The organism is Janthinobacterium sp. LS2A (assembly GCF_036543145.1).
In the GTDB taxonomy this organism is placed as follows: Bacteria; Pseudomonadota; Gammaproteobacteria; order Burkholderiales; family Burkholderiaceae_D; genus Janthinobacterium; species Janthinobacterium aestuarii.
On the sequence record NZ_JAZHPB010000002.1, the window covers coordinates 94,966 to 111,714 of the forward strand.

The following is a 16,749-nucleotide window of genomic DNA, read 5'->3' on the forward strand; positions in this document are numbered from 1 at the left end:
AAACAATGTAAGGTCCCGATTGTAAACGAGCGCCGCTTAAAACTCTTCCCATGCGTCATCGGCGGGCACCTTGGAGGCCAGCTTTTTCGGTGCCGGCTTCGCTGCGGCCTTGAGGACCGGCCTGGCAGCAGTCACGGCGGCCGGACGCGCACGCGCCGGCTGCGGCGCCTGCAGCTGCACTTGCGAGTTGTCGAGCTTGAAGATGCTGACCACCTGCGACAGGCTGCCGGCCTGCGCTTCCAGCGACGCGGCGGCCGAGGCCGACTGCTCCACCAGCGCCGCATTCTGCTGCACCACCTGGTCCATCAGGCCGACGGCCTGGTTGACCTGTTCGATGCCGGACGACTGCTCGCGCGTGGCCACACTGATTTCGCCCATGATGTCGGTCACGCGCTTGACGCTGTCGACAATATCTTGCATGGTCGTGCCTGCTTCATCGACCAAGCGCGCGCCCGTGCCGACGCGCTCGACCGAGTCGTCGATCAGCGACTTGATTTCCTTGGCGGCCTGGCTGGAACGCTGGGCCAGGCTGCGCACTTCGGTGGCGACGACGGCAAAGCCGCGGCCCTGCTCGCCGGCGCGCGCCGCTTCCACGGCGGCATTGAGCGCCAGAATATTCGTCTGGAAAGCGATGCCGTCGATCACGCCAATAATGTCGACTATCTTTTTCGACGATTCGTTGATGGCGGCCATGGTCTGCACCACCTGCGCCACGACGGCGCCGCCCTTGACGGCCACACCCGAGGCCGATACGGCCAGCTGGTTCGCCTCGATCGCGTGCTCGGCGTTCTGCTTGACGGTGCCCGTCAATTGCTCCATCGACGTGGCGGTTTCCTCGATCGAGCCGGCCTGCTGTTCCGTGCGATTCGACAGGTCCAGGTTGCCGGCCGCGATTTCGCGCGAATTGGTGGCGATGGTCTGCGTGCCGGCGCGCACCTGGCTGACAATGGCCACGAGGCTGTCGCGCATGCCGCGCATGGCGTACAGCAAGCTGTCACGGTCGTTCGGCCCGGTAGTGATGGTCACTGCCAGGTTACCAGCGGCAATTTCACCGGCGATGGCGGCCGCGTAGTCGGGCTCGCCGCCGAGCTGGCGCAGCAAGCCGTGGCTGATGCGCCAGGCCGCGATGGTACCGATGGCGATCGCGCCCAGGCACAGCAGCACCATGAAGAAGAAGAAGCTGCGCGCCACCGTGCTTGCGCTGTCGGCCTGTTCGCGGCTCATCTTTTCTTCGAGGTCGATCAGCTGGTTGACGGACGCAAGCCAGCCCATGAAGGCGGCGGCGCCCTGCTGCTGCAGCAAGGCGGTGGCGCCGGCCACATCATCGGCCAGGCGCAATTGAATCACCTTGGCGATGATCGGCTGGGCCTTCGCTTCACTGGCCTTGATGGCGGCCAGAGCCGTGCGTTCCGCTTCGGTCACGTCCTTGCCGCTGCCGATGATCTGGTCGAGCGGCGCGGCGGCCTGCGCGTAATTGGCGGCCAGCGTTTCGATGCGCGCGATTTCCGGCTTGGCCGACGCCGCGTCGGCCGCCAGCACCACGTCGCGCAGGGCGATCGCGCGGTCATGCACGCTGCCGCGGAAATTGATCGCATGGCGCTGCTTGACGTTGTTGACGTCGCTGATACTGGTGAGGATGGCGTCGATCTTTTGCACGCGGTTGATGCCGAGTGCGGTAACGATGATCAGCAGCAACAGGACCAGGCCGAATCCCGTATAAAGCCGTGTGCTGATTTTGGTGCTTTGCATATCCGTCTCATCCATTCATTCATGAAAATGTCCAAATTCTTCATCACCATGATGTTGACATTTGGAAATAAAAGTTAATTTATCATGAATGGAAGCAGGCTGCCTGAGGCCGGCCAAAAGCAGCCTTTTTTGCGGCCTTTAGACCTACCACACGCGGTAGACTTGCCCCGTCTGCGCCCCTTCCACGCTGCGGCTGTAGGCCAACGCCACTCTGCTGGCGGCGGCCGGCTCGAAGCCGTAGAAGAACGGGCCATACGCTTCCAGCGATTCTTCCAGCACCGTGGGGCTGACCACATTGATGCGCACGCCGCGCGCCAGTTCGATGGCGGCGCCCCGTACAAAGCCTTCCACGGCCGCATTCGTCATGCTGGCGGCCGCGCCGAAGCGGATCGGCTGCTCGGCCACGATGCCGCTGGTCAAGGTAATCGAACCGCCGTCGTTCAGGTATTCCTGCGCCACCAGCGCCACGTTGACCTGGCCCATCAGCTTGCTGTCCAGGCCCAGCTGGAACTGCTCGGGCGTGAATTCTGCCAGGGGGCCGAAATGCAGCTTGCCGGCCGTGACGACGACGGCGTCGACCCTGCCGATGCGCTGGAACAGGGCGCGCACTTGCGCGATGTCGCCCATGTCGGCCTGGTGCGTGCCCGTGCGGCTGCCCACTTCGATGATTTCATGGCGCTGCGCCAGTTGCGCGGTGACGGCCTTGCCGATGGTGCCGCTGGCGCCGATGATGACGATTTTCATGCTGCTTCCTTGTGTGGGTTGAGCGATGGAGCCAGTATGCGCCGCTTCCAGAAAGGAATAAATGCGCTAGAATTTACAAGATTACCAACCCACAGTTTGCAATCAAGGCGATATGGATAAATTGCGCAGCATGGAGATCTTTGTGTCCGTCGTCGACCAGGGCAGTTTCACGGCCGCCGCCGACACCTTCCGCATCTCGCCCGTGATGGTGGGCAAGCACATCAAACAGCTGGAAGAGCGGCTGGGCACGCGCCTGCTGGCGCGCACGACGCGCCGGCAAAGCCTGACGGAAATCGGCCGGCAATACGTGGAGCAATGCCGCCAGATCCTGGCGCAGATCGCGGCGGCCGAAACGGGCGCCGAAGCGATGCGCGCCACGCCGCGCGGCAAGCTGAAGATCACGGCGCCCGTGTCCTTCGGCAGCGAATGCATCGCGCCGCTGATGGCCGACTACCTGACGGCTTATCCTGACGTGAGCCTGGAGCTCAATTTGAATGACAGGATGGTGGACCTGGTGGAGGAAGGATTCGATGCGGCCATCCGCATCGGCAAGCTGGAAGATTCCGGCATGGTGGCGCGGCCCTTGCGTGCCTATGCGATGGTGATCTGCGCCTCGCCCGCCTACCTGGCAAAGCACGGCACGCCGCGCATGCCGGACGACCTAGCGCGGCACGAATGCGTGGATTTCATGCAGTGGTCGCGCCACATGCGCTGGCGTCTGAGCGGCAAGGAAGCGCGCCACGATGGGACTGCGGCCGAGAGCCGCTTCCGCTCGAACAATGGCCAGGCGCTGCGCATGGCCGCACTGCACGGCTTCGGCATCGTCATGCAGGCGGAGATTTTACTGGCCGACGATATCGCGGCGGGACGGCTGGTGCCGCTGCTGGTCGATTACGTGCCGGCGCCGCGCCTGATGCATGTGCTGTACCCGCGCGACCGCCAGCCCACGCCGAAGCTGACGACCTTCATCGATTTTCTGCTGGAACGCTACGGGCCGGCGGCGACACCGCCACCGGCCACGCTCACGTAATCGTCGTGCCTAGTTCACCTTCGCGGCAGGCGCGGAAGCCAGCTTGGCCAGCTCGCCGTCCGGCTGCCAGCCAGCACCTAAAGAACGGGCTACAGCCACCGTCGCCAGCAGGCGCTGGGTCTTGATCTGCGCGGCGGCGCGGTCCGCTGCCAGCGAACTGCGCTGCGCGTCCGTCACGTCCAGGTAGGTCGAGATGCCGCGCTCGTAGCGCGTGCGCGCCACCAGGTAGGCGCGCGCCGCCGCTTCCTGCGACAGGGCCTGGGCGTCGCCCTGCAACTGGCGCTGCTCCACGTCGGACAGCGCATCTTCCACTTCGCGCAAGGCCGTCAACAGCTTCGTTTCATGGTTCGCCACGGCTTCCGCATAGCGCGCCTTGGACAGGTCAAGATTGGCCTGGTTGCGGCCACCGTCAAAGATCGGCAGGGACAGGGCCAGCGGACCAAAGCTGAACTGGCGCGAACCGCCCTGCGCCAGGTCGCGCAGCTTTTCCGACGCATAGCCGAAATTGCCCGTCAATTGCAGCGACGGGTAAAACGCGCCTTCGGCCACGCCCACTTGCGCATTCGCCGCGCGCAGGCCCGCCACGCTGGAAACGAGGTCCGGGCGGTGCGCCAGCAGGCTCGCAGGCAAGCCGACAGGAATGGCAGGCGGCAGCGGCAAGACGGATGGATCGGCGGCCACCGGCAATTGCAGTGCCGACGGCGGCTTGCCCGTCAGGGTGGCCAGGCTGTTTTCCAGCTGGTTGCGCTGGCGCTTGACTTCATGCAGGTCGGCCTGCGCGTTCGACAGCTCGACTTTCGCGCGCGCCAGGTCCAGCTCATTCGTCAAGCCCGCATTGAAGCGCGCTTCGACCAGCTGCGCCGATTCGCGGCGCGTGTCGAGCGCGCCATTCAGGATGGCCATTTCCGCATCGAGTCCGCGCAGCTGCCAGTAATTGCTGGCCACTTGCGATGACAGCATCAGCAGCACGCCGTCGCGGTCCGCTTGCGCCGCCAAGGCTTGGGAATCGGCCGCTTCGACCATGCGCTTGACGCGGCCCAGCAAGTCGACTTCATACGACAGCGTGGCGCCTGCGGAAAAATTGTTGCCGCTGACCGAGCGGTTGCCCTGCGCCAGGCCCTGCGAGGTGTTGGCCGAGGTGCGCGAGTTCGAGACACCCGTGCTGACGTTTACGCTCGGGCCCTGGCTGGCGCGCGCCGTGCCGCTTTGCGCCAGCGCCTGCAGCAAGCGCTCGCCAGCCGCTTTCACGCTCGGGTTGTCCTGCAGCGCGCTCTGCTCGAGGCGGTTCAGGGTCGCATCGCCGTAGATGCTCCACCACTCCTTGGGCAGTTGCGCGGCGTCCGCCGCGGCCGCGCCATGGCGGAAGGTGTCGGCGCCGGCGACATTGCCCGGCGCGGTGAAATCCTGGCCCACGGTGCCGCAGGCGGACAGCGCCACGGCAAGGGAAGCGGCCAGCGCGATTTTCGTCAATACTGTTTGCATGATGTGTACCTTCTTGTTCTTGGGGTGCTGCACGTGCGGACTGTGCGCGGTCAATGACCGCCACCACCGCCACCGGGAGCTTTGAGTTTGTCGGCCAGCCACAGGGGCACGATGCAGGCCAGCAGGATGGCGCCGATCAGGAAGAAGCCATCGTTGTAAGCCATCACATACGCTTCGCGGCGCACGATGCCGTCGATTGCCTGCAAGGCCTGGTTGCCGGCCGTGACGGCGTCATAGCCCTTGGCCATGAACGACGACGTCAGCTGGTCGATGCGCAGCTGCGTGGCGCTGGAATAGGCATTGATCGCTTCGCCCAGGCGCTGCGAATGAAAATGCTCGCGAGTGCTCAGGGCCGTGGCCAGCAGGGCGATGCCGATCGAGCCGCCCAGGTTGCGCGTCATGTTGAACAGGCTCGAAGCGGACGGCATGTCCTTCGGCGCGATGCCCTTCATGGCGAAGTTCGACAGGGTCAGCATGACGAAGGGCTGGCCCAGCGCGCGCACCACCTGCGACCACAGCAGCTGGTCGTAGCCGGTGGACGCGTCCATGTAGGCATTCATCATGCACGAACCGCCAAACAGCAGCAGGCCGAACGAGCACAGGATGCGGTTGTCCACCACGGACGACAGCTTGGCGACAAACGGCATGATGAACAGCTGCGGCAAGCCCACCCACATGATGACTTCACCGATCTGCATCGGAGAGTAGCCGGCGATCTGGCCCAGGAACAGCGGCAGCAAAAAGGCCGAGCCATACAGGCCCATGCCCGTCACGGCCGACAGCACGGTGGCCACTAAAAAATTGCGCTGGCCATACAGGGCCAGGTTGACGAACGGTTCGGCGCGCGTGGCGCTGGTGACGACCCAGCCCAGGATGCCCACCAGGGCCATCGAGGCGAAGGCGATGATGAAACCGGAGTCGAACCAATCCTTCGAGTTGCCCTCTTCCAGAAAGATGGTCAGGCAGCCGAGGCCCAGGGCCATGAAGAAGATGCCCAGCCAGTCGGCTTTCCAGAACATCTCGAGCTTCATCGGCTCCTTGTCGAGGCCATAGATCATGCCGGCGATCAGCAGCACGCCCGGCACCCAGTTGATGTAGAAGATCGAAGGCCAGCCATACAGCTCGCTCAAGTACCCGCCCAGGGTCGGGCCCATGGCCGGCGCCAGGGTGGCCGTCAGGCCGAAGATCGCCATGCCGACGGCGCGCTTCGACGGCGGCAGCTTGAGCATCACCAGCGTGAACGCCATCGGGATCAGGGCGCCGCCAGTGAACCCTTGCAGCATGCGGAAGACGATCATGCTTTCCAGGTTCCACGCCGTGCCGCACAGGGTGGAGAACAGCAGGAAGAAAGCGGTGGTGCCGATCATGTAGGTACGCAGTCCGAACACGCGCGCCAGCAGCGCGGTGAGGGGAATGACGATAATTTCGGCTACCAGGTAGGCCGTGGAAATCCACGAGCCCTCTTCCTGGGTGGCCGACAGCGAGCCAAGGATATCCTTGAGCGATGAATTGGTGATCTGGATGTCGAGCACCGCCATGAAGGCGCCCAGCATGCCGGCGGCGACCGCCAGCCAGGTGCGCCCGGAGACTTTCTCGTCGATCACGGGAAACGCTGGCGGCTTCGCCAGCGTGGTGGAGGGGCTGCTCATGGAAGCTTAATGGGTGGTGGACTGGGCGGCTGGAGCAGCAGCGTGGCGCGCGGCCGGCTGCGTTTCAGGCTGATTCACTTCCACTTCGGCGATCACCGACATGCCCGGCACCAGGCGGCCATTCATGGCCTTGATGTCTTCCGGCTGGAAGACGATTTTCACCGGCACGCGCTGGACGATCTTGGTGAAGTTGCCGGTGGCGTTATCGGCTGGCAGCAGCGCGAATTGCGCGCCCGAGGCAGGAGCGAAGCTGTCCACGGTACCGACCAGTTTCTTGCCCGGCATGGCATCGATGGTCACGTGCACGCTCTGGCCGCGGTGCAGGTCGGCCAATTGCGTTTCCTTGAAGTTGGCGGTGACCCAGACGTTGTCCTGCACGATGGCCGTCAATTGCTGGCCAGGCTGCACGCGCATGCCCGTTTCCACGTTGCGCTTGCCGATGCGGCCGGCGACAGGGGCCAGGATGCGGTTGTATTGCAGCTGCTGTTCCGCGTCCTTCAATTGCACGCGCAGCACGGCCACTTGCGCCTTGGCCACGTCGCGCGCAGCTTGCGCCGCACCGATCTGCGCCTTGGCGGCCGACGCGCTGTCGCGGCGGGCGGCCAGGTCGGCCACGGCGCTCGAGCGGGCCGCATTGGCCGCGTCGAGTTCCGCTTTCGACACGGCTTTCATCTGGCTCGTGTACAGCTGGCCATAACGGTCGGCATCCTGTTTTGCGCGCAGCAGTTGCGCATCGGCTTGCGCCACTTGCGCCTGGGCGCCACTGGCTTGCGCCTGCACTTGCGCGATCTGCGCGTCCGCTTGCAGCACTTGCTGCTCGGCGCTGGCGATCTGCGCGGCGATCTGCTCGGTTTTCACGCGCTGGTCGAACGGGTCGAGTTCAGCGATCACGTCGCCCTCTTTCACCATTTGATTGTCGTCGATGAAGACCTTGGTGACGACGCCGGAAATGCGCGCCGAGACGGGATGCACGTGGCCAGCCACATAGGCGTTTTCCGTTTCCACGAAATAGTGGCTGCGGTACCACATGCGCGCGCCGGCGCCCAGCGCCACGAGGACGATCAGGCCGGCGATGATTTTGACGCGGTTGTTCGGTGGTGCGGAGCTGGCGGAGGCGGTGGGCGCGGAAGGGGCGGCCGGGGCCGCGGGTGGGACGGCGCTCAGCACTTTGTGCTCTGCTTGGCCTGGCTGGTTGGACATACTCGCTCCGGAAATGAAATGATATAGGTTCATTATTGGGCAAAGAAAAGCCAAAGTCAAGAAATGAAACGATTGCATTTCATTTTAATTTGCACTACAGTGTGAGCCATCACTTACCTTCCAACTTATAAAGAGACCCAGACCATGTCCGATCCCGGCCTCAGCGATACCTTGCCTACCGATAAAGAATCGGGCGACGCCGCCCAGGAGCTTTCCTGCTGCGGCAAGCCAGCCGGCCGCCCGCGCGCGGCCGACATGGAAGCGCGCATGGACAACCTCCTGCACACGGCCGGCTGCCTGTTTCTGGAAAAAGGATATGGAAAGGTGAGCCTGGAAATGATCGCCCGCGAAGCCCATGTGGCCGTGCGCACGATTTATGTGAAGTTTGGCGGCAAGTCGGGCTTGTTCAATGCCGTGGTGGAATTGCGCCGCGCCGCCTACTTCTCGACCATGCCGGCCCTGGAAACGGATATGCGGCCCCTGCCCACCATCCTGGGCGAGTTCGGCCTGCTGTTCGTGCAACTGGTCACCATGCCGGCGGCCATCCACCTCAATCGCATGGTGGTGGCCGAAGCGGCCACGCATCCTGAACTGGCGGAAACGTTTTACAAGGTGGGACCGGGACAGACGCGCGAGATGCTGACGAGGTTTTTCAGCCGCCCCGACATTGCGCCGCTGTTCCGCGCGGAACTGGCGCCGGCCATGCTGTCGCTGCACCTGCTCAATTGCCTGCTGGGCGACCAGATGTCGCGCCTGCTGTTTCCGCCGCAGACGCAACCGGACGTGGCGCAATTGCGCGCCAAGGTGGCCGTCAGTCTCGACCTGTTCCTGCGTGGCACCCTGCGCCAGCCGCTGGCGGACTGACGCGGAAAGGCTGGCCCAGGAAATCAGCCAGGGCGGCTGCAGTCTGCCGGCAACGCCGCTTCGGCGTGTTCATCGTTCAAACCCAGCGCGCGCAGGAAAGGCTGGGCCGCCGACGCGCCATCGACAGTGAGTGAAGAGTCGCTTCCGTCGTAGCGGTCCGGGCCATAGCGCATCAGGTCGAACGAGGTTTCAAAGCGCTGCGCCAGGAAATACGTGCGGAAGTAATCGAAGGAAAACGCCACCTGGCCATCTTCCCGCAGCAGCAAGCCATGCGCATACAGCGGCGCCAGCCAATCCCCGGCCGCCATGCTCCAGCCCTTCACGCCGCAATAATCGCTGGCAAAGCGTTCCAGTTCCGCCTCGTTGAGGAAGACGCTCTTGGCTTCGAACATCACGAACGCCAGCTCGATCAGGAATTCACGCGCATCGGCAGCCGCGCCGGCGTCCACGCGCCGCTGCGCGCCCGCCTTGCCCAGCAAGCCATCGAGATAATCGCGTTCGCCTGCCAGCTGCGGCAACAAGGTGGCAAACACATACTCGGCATCCACCTGCCCCGTTTCCTGGCCATTCGGCGTGTACAGCACCGACAGCGCGAAGTTCTTGCTCACATCATCGAACTCGCGCAGGGACACCGTCCACCGCGTGCCTGGCGCGCCGCCATCGGCCGCTGCCTCGCCAGTGCCGAACTCGAGCACGGCAAACGCCGCCATCTGGCCACTGGTATCGTACAGGCTGCCAGGATTGCTCTTGAACAAGATGCCCAGCGACTTCATGAGCGAACTGGCATCGCCCGTATGCTGGTGGCCATGGAACACGGCGTGGATATTCTTGTAGTGTGCGCGCTGCTCGGCACTGGCGTGCTCATCGGCGGAGAAAAAGCTGAAACCGGCATTGCCCAGCGCCGCAGCGGCGACACCCTGCGCGCGGCTGCCCGGCACCAGGTAGAAACGCGCGCCAGGCAAGCTGGCCGCCTGCAGCAGGGGGCGCAGGAAGTATTCGTAGACATACACGGGCGTCGTGCCGGCACAGGCGTCAGGCGCCACCAGCTGGCCCGTGAAGAAAATCGCATCGATCCGCTTGCCCGCCGCCAGGATAGCGGCCACATCCTGGTACAAGGCATGCAGCATCACGGCTTGCTCTTGTTCGTCAGCCCGGCGCAAACGGACGTCGGCAATATGAAGGGCGGTAAATTTTTTCATCGTTGCAAAGCTCTCTCAGTACAGCGGAACTTGACCGTATCCCACGCTGGCAACATTCCTGGAAAAATCACGCGTTTCCGTCGAAGCAAAAGAAAAACATGGTGACAGACCCCCATTCTGCCACTTTTTCCACACGGCAATACTCACCAATTTTCACAAGGCCCCGCTACACCACGTTTTACTATGATGCAGATCAAGGGAAATAAAAAAACCGGGAACATGTCCCGGTTTTTTGTACTGAAAGTTAACGCTTTATCAGCGCTTGCGCGGCGGAGGCAAGTCCGTGCACACGCCTGCTTCGGCGCGCTTTTGCCAACCTGCCGATCGGCTCGCCCAGGGTTGGATGCGGGTGGATGCTCGTGCCGATGTCGGTGCCGTCGCAGCCTATTTCGATGGCCAGCGCGATTTCGCCGCCTCATCGCTCCCCTGTCGCCCGCGTGCGTGCCGACGATGGCAGGATAATAAAAAACCCCGCAATCGCTTGCGGGGTTTTTAGTGTTACGACACAGCGCTACAACATCAGCGCTTGCGCGGTGGCGGCAAGTCCGTGCACACGCCTTCGTACACTTCGGCGGCCATACCGATCGATTCGCCCAGGGTTGGATGCGGATGGATGGTCTTGCCGATGTCGGTACCGTCGCAGCCCATTTCGATGGCCAGCGCGATCTCGCCGATCATGTCGCCCGCATGCGTGCCGACGATGGTGCCGCCGATGATGCGGTGCGTTTCAGCGTCGAACAGCAGCTTGGTGAAGCCTTCGGCGCGGCCGTTGGCCACGGCGCGGCCCGAAGCGGCCCACGGGAAGTGGCCCTTCTCGACCTTGATGCCCTTGGCTTTCGCTTCGTCTTCCGTGATGCCGGCCCATGCCACTTCCGGATCCGTGTAGGCGACCGATGGAATCACCTTGACGTCGAAGTGCGACTTCTGGCCGGAAGCGGCTTCCGCTGCCACGTGGGCTTCATGCACGGCCTTGTGCGCCAGCATCGGCTGGCCGACCAAATCGCCGATGGCGAAGATGTTCGGCACGTTGGTGCGCATCTGGCTGTCGACGTTGATGAAACCGCGGTCCGTCACTTGCACGCCGGCTTTGTCGGCGGCCAGCTTCTTGCCGTTCGGGCTGCGGCCCACGGCCACCAATACCAGGTCGTAGATCTGTGGCGCCGGTGCGGTAGCACCTGCTTCGGCGGCTTCGAACGTGACCTTGATGCCTTCCGGCAGAGCCTCGACGGCCACCGTCTTGGTCTTGGTCATGATGTTGTCGAAGCGCTTCTCGTTGAACTTCTGCCACACCTTGACGGCGTCGCGGTCCGCGCCCTGCATCAGGCCATCCATCATTTCGACCACGTCGATGCGCGCGCCGAACGTGGAATAGACGGTCGCCATTTCCAGGCCGATGATGCCGCCGCCGATGACCAGCATGCGTTTCGGGATCTGGCGCAATTCCAGCGCGCCCGTCGAATCGACGATGCGCGGGTCTTCCGGCACGAAGGGCAGTTTCACCACGGAGGAACCGGCGGCGATGATGGCTTGCTTGAACTGCACGACTTTTTTGGAGCCGTCGCCTGCCGTCACTTCGATGTGGTTCGCGGACAGGAACTGGCCCACGCCCGTGACGACTTGCGTCTTGCGCGCCTTGGCCATGCCGGCCAGACCGCCCGTCATGTTCGAGATCACGCCTTCCTTGTACTTGCGTACCTGGTCGATGTCGATCGCCGGCTTGGCAAACGTCACGCCCATGTTGGACATGTGCGCCGTTTCATCGATGACGGAGGCGACGTGCAGCAGCGCCTTCGACGGGATGCAGCCCACGTTCAGGCACACGCCGCCCAGTGTCGCATAGCGCTCGACGATGACCGTCGACATGCCCAGGTCGGCCGCGCGGAACGCCGCCGAATAGCCGCCAGGACCGCCGCCCAGCACCATCATGTCGACGTCGATGTCGACCTGGCCGCTGTAATTGCCGGCCGGGATGGCGGCAACGGCTGCAGCTGGTGCCGCCGCTGCGGGAGCCGGAGCCGCCGCAGGCGCAGCAGCGGCCGCCGGTGCGGCTGCGGGAGCTGCAGCACCGTCAAGCGCTTCCACCACCAGCAGCGCGCTGCCTTCGGCGATCTTGTCGCCGACCTTGACCTTGACTTCCTTGACGACGCCGGCGTGGGTCGATGGGATCTCCATGCTGGCCTTGTCCGATTCGACCGTGATCAGGGACTGGTCCACCTTGATGGTGTCGCCGACCTTGACCATCAGTTCGATCACTTCGACTTCCTTGAAGTCGCCGATATTCGGTACTTTTACCTCTACTGTGCTCATCAATCGCTCCTTACAGCAGAATTTTGCGCATGTCGGCCAGGACTTCGCCGAGGTACACGGAGAATCGCGCGCCCATCGCGCCATCGACCACGCGGTGGTCGTAGGACAGCGAGGTGCCCATCATCAAACGTGGCTGGAAGGCCTTGCCATCCCATACCGGCTTGATCGAGGCTTTCGACAGGCCCAGGATCGCGACTTCCGGTGCATTGACGATAGGCGTGAAGTGCGTGCCGCCGATGCCGCCCAGGGACGAGATCGTGAAGCTGGCACCCTGCATGTCGGCCGGTTTCAGCTTGCCTTCGCGCGCCTGCAGCGACAGTTCCGTCATTTCGCGGGCGATCTGCGAGACCGACTTCTGGTCCGCGCCCTTGATCACGGGTACCACCAGGCCGTTCGGCGTGTCGGCCGCGAAGCCGATGTTGTAGTACTGCTTGAGGATCAGGTTCTCGCCCTTGGCGTCGAGCGACGCGTTAAACGCGGGGAATTTCTTCAGCGCGGCAACGGACGCCTTGATGACGAAAGCGAGCATGGTCAGCTTGGCCGCATCCTTGTTTTTCGCATTGGCCGCGTTGGTGTCGACGCGGAACGCTTCCAGGTCCGTCACGTCCGCTTCGTCGAACTGCGTGACGTGCGGGATCATGACCCAGTTGCGGTGCAAATTCGGGCCCGAGATTTTCTTGATGCGCGACAGCGGCAGCAATTCGGTCGTGCCGAACTTGCTGAAGTCCAGCGACGGCCATGGCAGCAGATCCAGGCCCACGCCCGAACCGCCTTTGGCGGCGACCGGCGCATTCGGCGCGGCGACGGCGCCCGACATCACGCCCTTGACGAAGTTCTGCACGTCTTCCTGGGTGATGCGGCCCTTCGGACCGGAACCGCCCACGCGGGTCAGGTCCACGCCCAGTTCGCGCGCGAACTTGCGGATCGATGGCGACGCGTGCGCCAGCTTGCCGTTGACGGCAGGCGCGGCGGCAGGAGCTGGTGCAGCGACCGGCGTCGAAGCGACGGCGGCGGCTGGCGCGGCGGCAGCTTGCGCAGCGGGTGCAGGTGCAGCAGCGGCAGGTGCGGCAGGAGCAGCGCCACCGGTCGCTTCCACGACCAGCACCAGGCTGCCCTTGGCAACCTTGTCGCCGACCTTGACTTTCAATTCCTTGACGATACCGGCGTGGCTCGATGGGATTTCCATGCTGGCCTTGTCCGATTCGACCGTCAGCAGCGACTGGTCGACCTTGATGCTGTCGCCGACCTTGACCATCAGTTCGATGACTTCGACTTCCTTGAAGTCGCCGATATCGGGCACGGTCACTTCGACCAGGGCTGGCGCGCCGGCTGGGGCGGCAGGTGCTGGCGCAGCGGCGGCGGGAGCGGCTTCAGCGGCAGGTGCTGCGGCCGGGGCGGCAGCGGCCGGCGCAGGCGCCGAGGCGTCGTCTGCCACTTCCAGCAGCAGGACCAGCGAACCTTCGGCGATCTTGTCGCCCACGTTGACTTTCAATTCCTTGACGACACCGGCGTGGCTCGATGGAATTTCCATGCTGGCCTTGTCCGATTCGACCGTGATCAGGGACTGGTCGACCTTGACCGTATCGCCTGGCTTGACCATCAGTTCAATGATCTCGACTTCCTTGAAATCGCCGATATCCGGGACTTTGACTTCCACAATGCTCATAGCTTGCTCCGTTATTTTATTTGTCAGATGGACCCGAACACACGCCAGGGCGGCGCTTTCGCACCGCCCTGGCATCATCGGGTCCGCACAACGATTACTGGGTCACCGGATTCGGTTTGTTCGCGTCAATGCCGTACTTGGCAATCGCCTGCTCCACCACCGACACGTCGATCTTGCCTTCGTCAGCCAGCGATTTGAGCGCGGCCACGGTGACATAATAACGGTTCACTTCGAAGAACTCGCGCAGCTTGGCGCGGCTGTCCGAGCGGCCAAAGCCATCGGTACCGAGCACTTTATAAGTGCGGCCCTTCGGCATGAAGGCGCGGATCTGTTCTGCAAACGCGCGCATGTAGTCGGTCGTGGCGACGATCGGGCCGTCCGTGTCCTGCATCAGCGACGTCACGTATGGCACGCGCTGCTCTTTCGACGGGTTGACCATGTTCCAGCGTTCCGCATCCTGGCCATCGCGGGCCACCAGGGTCAGCGACGGTGCCGACCACACGTCCGCAGCCACGCCCCAGTCGTTTTGCAACAGCTCGGCGGCGAAGATCGATTCGCGCAGGATGGTGCCGCAACCGATCAGCTGTACGCGCAGCTTGGCGTCAGCCTGGCCTTCCTGCAGCTTGTACATGCCTTTCAGGATGCCTTCTTCCTGGCCTGGCTTGATGCCTGGCTGGGCGTAGTTTTCATTCATGATCGTGATGTAGTAGAACACATCTTCCTGGTTGGCGATCATGCGGCGCAGGCCGTCCTGGATGATGACGGCGACTTCATGGCTGAAGGTCGGATCGTACGGCATGCAGGTCGGGATGGTCGCGGCGAAGATATGGCTGTGGCCATCTTCGTGCTGCAAGCCTTCGCCGTTCAGGGTCGTACGGCCAGCCGTGCCGCCCATCAGGAAGCCACGGGCGCGCATGTCGGCCGAAGCCCATACCTGGTCGCCGATGCGCTGGAAGCCGAACATCGAGTAGAAGGTGTAGAACGGGATCATGATGCGGTCGTTGGTCGAGTACGACGTCGCCGCGGCGATCCACGAGCTCATGCCGCCCGCTTCGTTGATGCCCTCTTGCAGGATCTGGCCAGCCTTGTCTTCGCGGTAGTACATGACCTGGTCTTTGTCGACCGGCTCGTACAACTGGCCTTTCGGGTTGTAGATGCCGATCTGGCGGAACAGGCCTTCCATGCCGAAGGTACGCGATTCATCGACCAGGATAGGCACGACGCGCTGGCCCAGGTTCGGGTCTTTCAGCAGGGTCGAAATGACGCGCACGAACGCTTGCGTGGTCGAGATTTCACGGCCTTCAGGCGTGGCTTCCAGTACGTTCTTGAACGCGTCCAGGCCAGGCACCGGCAGGGTTTCTTCCGACTTCTGGCGGCGCTGCGGCAGGTAGCCACCGAGGGCCTTGCGGCGCTCGTGCAGGTAGACCATTTCCGGCGCGTCGTCGGCTGGCTTGAAGAACGGGATGTCGGCCAGCTTGTCGTCAGGGATAGGCAGCGAGAAGCGGTCGCGCATTTCGCGGATGGCTTCGTCGTCCAGTTTTTTCGTCTGGTGCGCCGTGTTGCGCGCTTCGCCGGACTTGCCCATGCCGTAGCCCTTGATGGTTTTCACCAGCAGGACGGTCGGCTGGCCCTTGTGTTCCTGGGCGATCTTGAATGCCGCGTAGATCTTGTGCGGATCGTGGCCGCCACGGGTCAGGCGCCAGATGTCGTCATCCGTCATGTTGGCAACCATTTCCAGCAGCTTCGGATGCTTGCCGAAGAAGTGCTTGCGCACGTAGGCGCCATCTTTCGCCTTGTAGTTCTGGTATTCGCCGTCGACGGTTTCCATCATCACGCGCTGCAGGATGCCTTCCTTGTCTTGCGCCAGCAGGGCGTCCCAACCCGGACCCCAGATGACCTTGACGACGTTCCAGCCGGCGCCACGGAATTCGCCTTCCAGTTCCTGGATGATCTTGGTGTTGCCGCGTACCGGGCCGTCCAGGCGCTGCAGGTTGCAGTTGACCACGATGACCAGGTTGTCGAGCATGTCGCGTGCGGCCAGACCGATCGCGCCCAGCGATTCCGGCTCGTCCATCTCGCCATCGCCGCAGAAGGCCCAGATCTTGCGGTTGTCGGTTTTCGCGATGCCGCGTGCGTGCAGGTATTTCAGGAAGCGCGCCTGGTAGATCGCCATGTGCGGGCCCAGGCCCATCGACACGGTCGGGAACTGCCAGAAGTCAGGCATCAGCTTCGGATGCGGGTACGAGGACAGGCCCTTGCCGTCGACTTCCTTGCGGAAGTTCAGCATTTGCTCTTCCGTCAAGCGGCCTTCGAGGAAGGCGCGCGCGTAGACGCCGGGCGAGGAGTGGCCCTGGATGTACAGCAGGTCGCCGCCGTGATCGGCCGTAGGCGCGTGCCAGAAATGGTTGAAACCGATGCCCAGCATGTTCGCCAGCGAAGCGAACGAGGACAAGTGGCCGCCCAGGTCGCCGTCGGCGCGGTTGGCCTTGACGACCATGGCCATGGCGTTCCAGCGCATCCACGAGCGCAGGCGCTCTTCGTATTCGAGGTTGCCGGGACAGTGTGCTTCTTGTTTGGTGGGGATGGTGTTGACGTAGGCGGTGGTGCTGGAGAACGGGATCTGGGCGCCGCGGCGGCGAGCCAGGTCAACCATGCGCTCCATCAGGTAATGCGCGCGTTCCGGACCTTCATTTTCCAGAACGGCTTCGAGCGCGTCCAGCCACTCCTTGGTTTCCTGCATATCCGGGTCGGTGCCGATCTGTGTCGTTACCTGGTTCAGTTGAGCTGACATCTGTTGAGTCTCCTTTGTGAACGCCCCACCCCGATTTTCCGGATCGCTGTCGGACGGTATTTCGCTGA

Annotated in this window: 11 protein-coding genes and 1 pseudogene; 2 read left to right on the forward strand and 10 right to left on the reverse strand. The window is 63.4% G+C overall.

Annotated elements, in window-relative coordinates:
• Positions 1–36: 36 nt before the first annotated feature.
• Together V3C40_RS06270 and V3C40_RS06275 are read right to left on the reverse strand one after the other, a co-directional pair.
• Positions 37–1,749 (reverse strand): methyl-accepting chemotaxis protein, encoded by a 1,713-nt coding sequence (locus V3C40_RS06270; RefSeq protein ID WP_331776902.1) that lies wholly within the window; start codon positions 1,747–1,749, stop codon positions 37–39.
• A gap of 144 nt (positions 1,750–1,893) precedes the next feature.
• Positions 1,894–2,493, reverse strand: a complete 600-nt coding sequence (locus V3C40_RS06275; protein WP_331776903.1) for a short chain dehydrogenase — start codon at positions 2,491–2,493, stop codon at positions 1,894–1,896.
• Between the two features lie 112 nt (positions 2,494–2,605).
• Between V3C40_RS06275 and V3C40_RS06280 the strand changes: the two genes are divergently transcribed.
• Entirely contained in the window at positions 2,606–3,523 is a 918-nt protein-coding gene (locus V3C40_RS06280; RefSeq protein WP_331776904.1) for a LysR family transcriptional regulator, read from the forward strand.
• Positions 3,524–3,532: 9 nt separating this feature from the next.
• Here V3C40_RS06280 and V3C40_RS06285 read toward each other — a convergent pair whose 3' ends face one another.
• The 3 genes from V3C40_RS06285 to V3C40_RS06295 are packed head-to-tail and all read right to left on the reverse strand — an operon-like array spanning position 3,533 to position 7,854.
• Positions 3,533–5,005 carry an efflux transporter outer membrane subunit gene (locus V3C40_RS06285; protein WP_034747954.1) on the reverse strand — a complete coding sequence of 491 codons (1,473 nt, stop codon included), beginning with the start codon at positions 5,003–5,005 and terminating at the stop codon, positions 3,533–3,535.
• 50 nt (positions 5,006–5,055) lie between these two features.
• Positions 5,056–6,654 carry a DHA2 family efflux MFS transporter permease subunit gene (locus V3C40_RS06290; RefSeq protein ID WP_070301420.1) on the reverse strand — a complete coding sequence of 533 codons (1,599 nt, stop codon included), beginning with the start codon at positions 6,652–6,654 and terminating at the stop codon, positions 5,056–5,058.
• Between the two features lie 6 nt (positions 6,655–6,660).
• Entirely contained in the window at positions 6,661–7,854 is a 1,194-nt protein-coding gene (locus V3C40_RS06295; RefSeq protein ID WP_331776905.1) for an HlyD family secretion protein, read from the reverse strand.
• A 144-nt stretch (positions 7,855–7,998) separates the two neighbouring features.
• Between V3C40_RS06295 and V3C40_RS06300 the strand changes: the two genes are divergently transcribed.
• Complete coding sequence (locus V3C40_RS06300; protein ID WP_139091047.1) at positions 7,999–8,718, forward strand: TetR/AcrR family transcriptional regulator; 720 nt, start codon at positions 7,999–8,001, stop codon at positions 8,716–8,718.
• Positions 8,719–8,741: 23 nt separating this feature from the next.
• On the opposite strand, the gene V3C40_RS06305 is transcribed toward V3C40_RS06300, so the two are convergent.
• From V3C40_RS06305 to aceE, 5 genes and pseudogenes are all read right to left on the reverse strand, one after another.
• Positions 8,742–9,917, reverse strand: a complete 1,176-nt coding sequence (locus V3C40_RS06305) for a hypothetical protein (protein WP_331776906.1) — start codon at positions 9,915–9,917, stop codon at positions 8,742–8,744.
• Between the two features lie 255 nt (positions 9,918–10,172).
• A pseudogene (locus tag V3C40_RS28335) lies at positions 10,173–10,369 on the reverse strand (dihydrolipoyl dehydrogenase); the annotation flags it as partial.
• Positions 10,370–10,436: 67 nt separating this feature from the next.
• Positions 10,437–12,224, reverse strand: coding sequence for a dihydrolipoyl dehydrogenase (gene lpdA / locus V3C40_RS06310; protein WP_331776907.1), 1,788 nt, complete (start codon positions 12,222–12,224; stop codon positions 10,437–10,439).
• Between the two features lie 10 nt (positions 12,225–12,234).
• Complete coding sequence (gene aceF / locus V3C40_RS06315) at positions 12,235–13,890, reverse strand: dihydrolipoyllysine-residue acetyltransferase (RefSeq protein WP_331776908.1); 1,656 nt, start codon at positions 13,888–13,890, stop codon at positions 12,235–12,237.
• 94 nt (positions 13,891–13,984) lie between these two features.
• Positions 13,985–16,681 (reverse strand): pyruvate dehydrogenase (acetyl-transferring), homodimeric type, encoded by a 2,697-nt coding sequence (gene aceE / locus V3C40_RS06320; protein ID WP_101482508.1) that lies wholly within the window; start codon positions 16,679–16,681, stop codon positions 13,985–13,987.
• Positions 16,682–16,749 lie beyond the last annotated feature (68 nt).

What these genes read in the sequence shown, in the direction of transcription:
- V3C40_RS06305 (WP_331776906.1), bottom strand. Translation starts at nt 9,917, where the DNA reads ATGAAAAAATTTACCGCCCTTCATATTGCCGACGTCCGTTTGCGCCGG.
- lpdA (WP_331776907.1), bottom strand. Translation starts at nt 12,224, where the DNA reads ATGAGCACAGTAGAGGTAAAAGTACCGAATATCGGCGACTTCAAGGAA.
- V3C40_RS06290 (WP_070301420.1), bottom strand. Translation starts at nt 6,654, where the DNA reads ATGAGCAGCCCCTCCACCACGCTGGCGAAGCCGCCAGCGTTTCCCGTG.
- V3C40_RS06275 (WP_331776903.1), bottom strand. Translation starts at nt 2,493, where the DNA reads ATGAAAATCGTCATCATCGGCGCCAGCGGCACCATCGGCAAGGCCGTC.
- V3C40_RS06295 (WP_331776905.1), bottom strand. Translation starts at nt 7,854, where the DNA reads ATGTCCAACCAGCCAGGCCAAGCAGAGCACAAAGTGCTGAGCGCCGTC.
- V3C40_RS06270 (WP_331776902.1), bottom strand. Translation starts at nt 1,749, where the DNA reads ATGCAAAGCACCAAAATCAGCACACGGCTTTATACGGGATTCGGCCTG.
- aceE (WP_101482508.1), bottom strand. Translation starts at nt 16,681, where the DNA reads ATGTCAGCTCAACTGAACCAGGTAACGACACAGATCGGCACCGACCCG.
- aceF (WP_331776908.1), bottom strand. Translation starts at nt 13,890, where the DNA reads ATGAGCATTGTGGAAGTCAAAGTCCCGGATATCGGCGATTTCAAGGAA.
- V3C40_RS06300 (WP_139091047.1), top strand. Translation starts at nt 7,999, where the DNA reads ATGTCCGATCCCGGCCTCAGCGATACCTTGCCTACCGATAAAGAATCG.
- V3C40_RS06280 (WP_331776904.1), top strand. Translation starts at nt 2,606, where the DNA reads ATGGATAAATTGCGCAGCATGGAGATCTTTGTGTCCGTCGTCGACCAG.
- V3C40_RS06285 (WP_034747954.1), bottom strand. Translation starts at nt 5,005, where the DNA reads ATGCAAACAGTATTGACGAAAATCGCGCTGGCCGCTTCCCTTGCCGTG.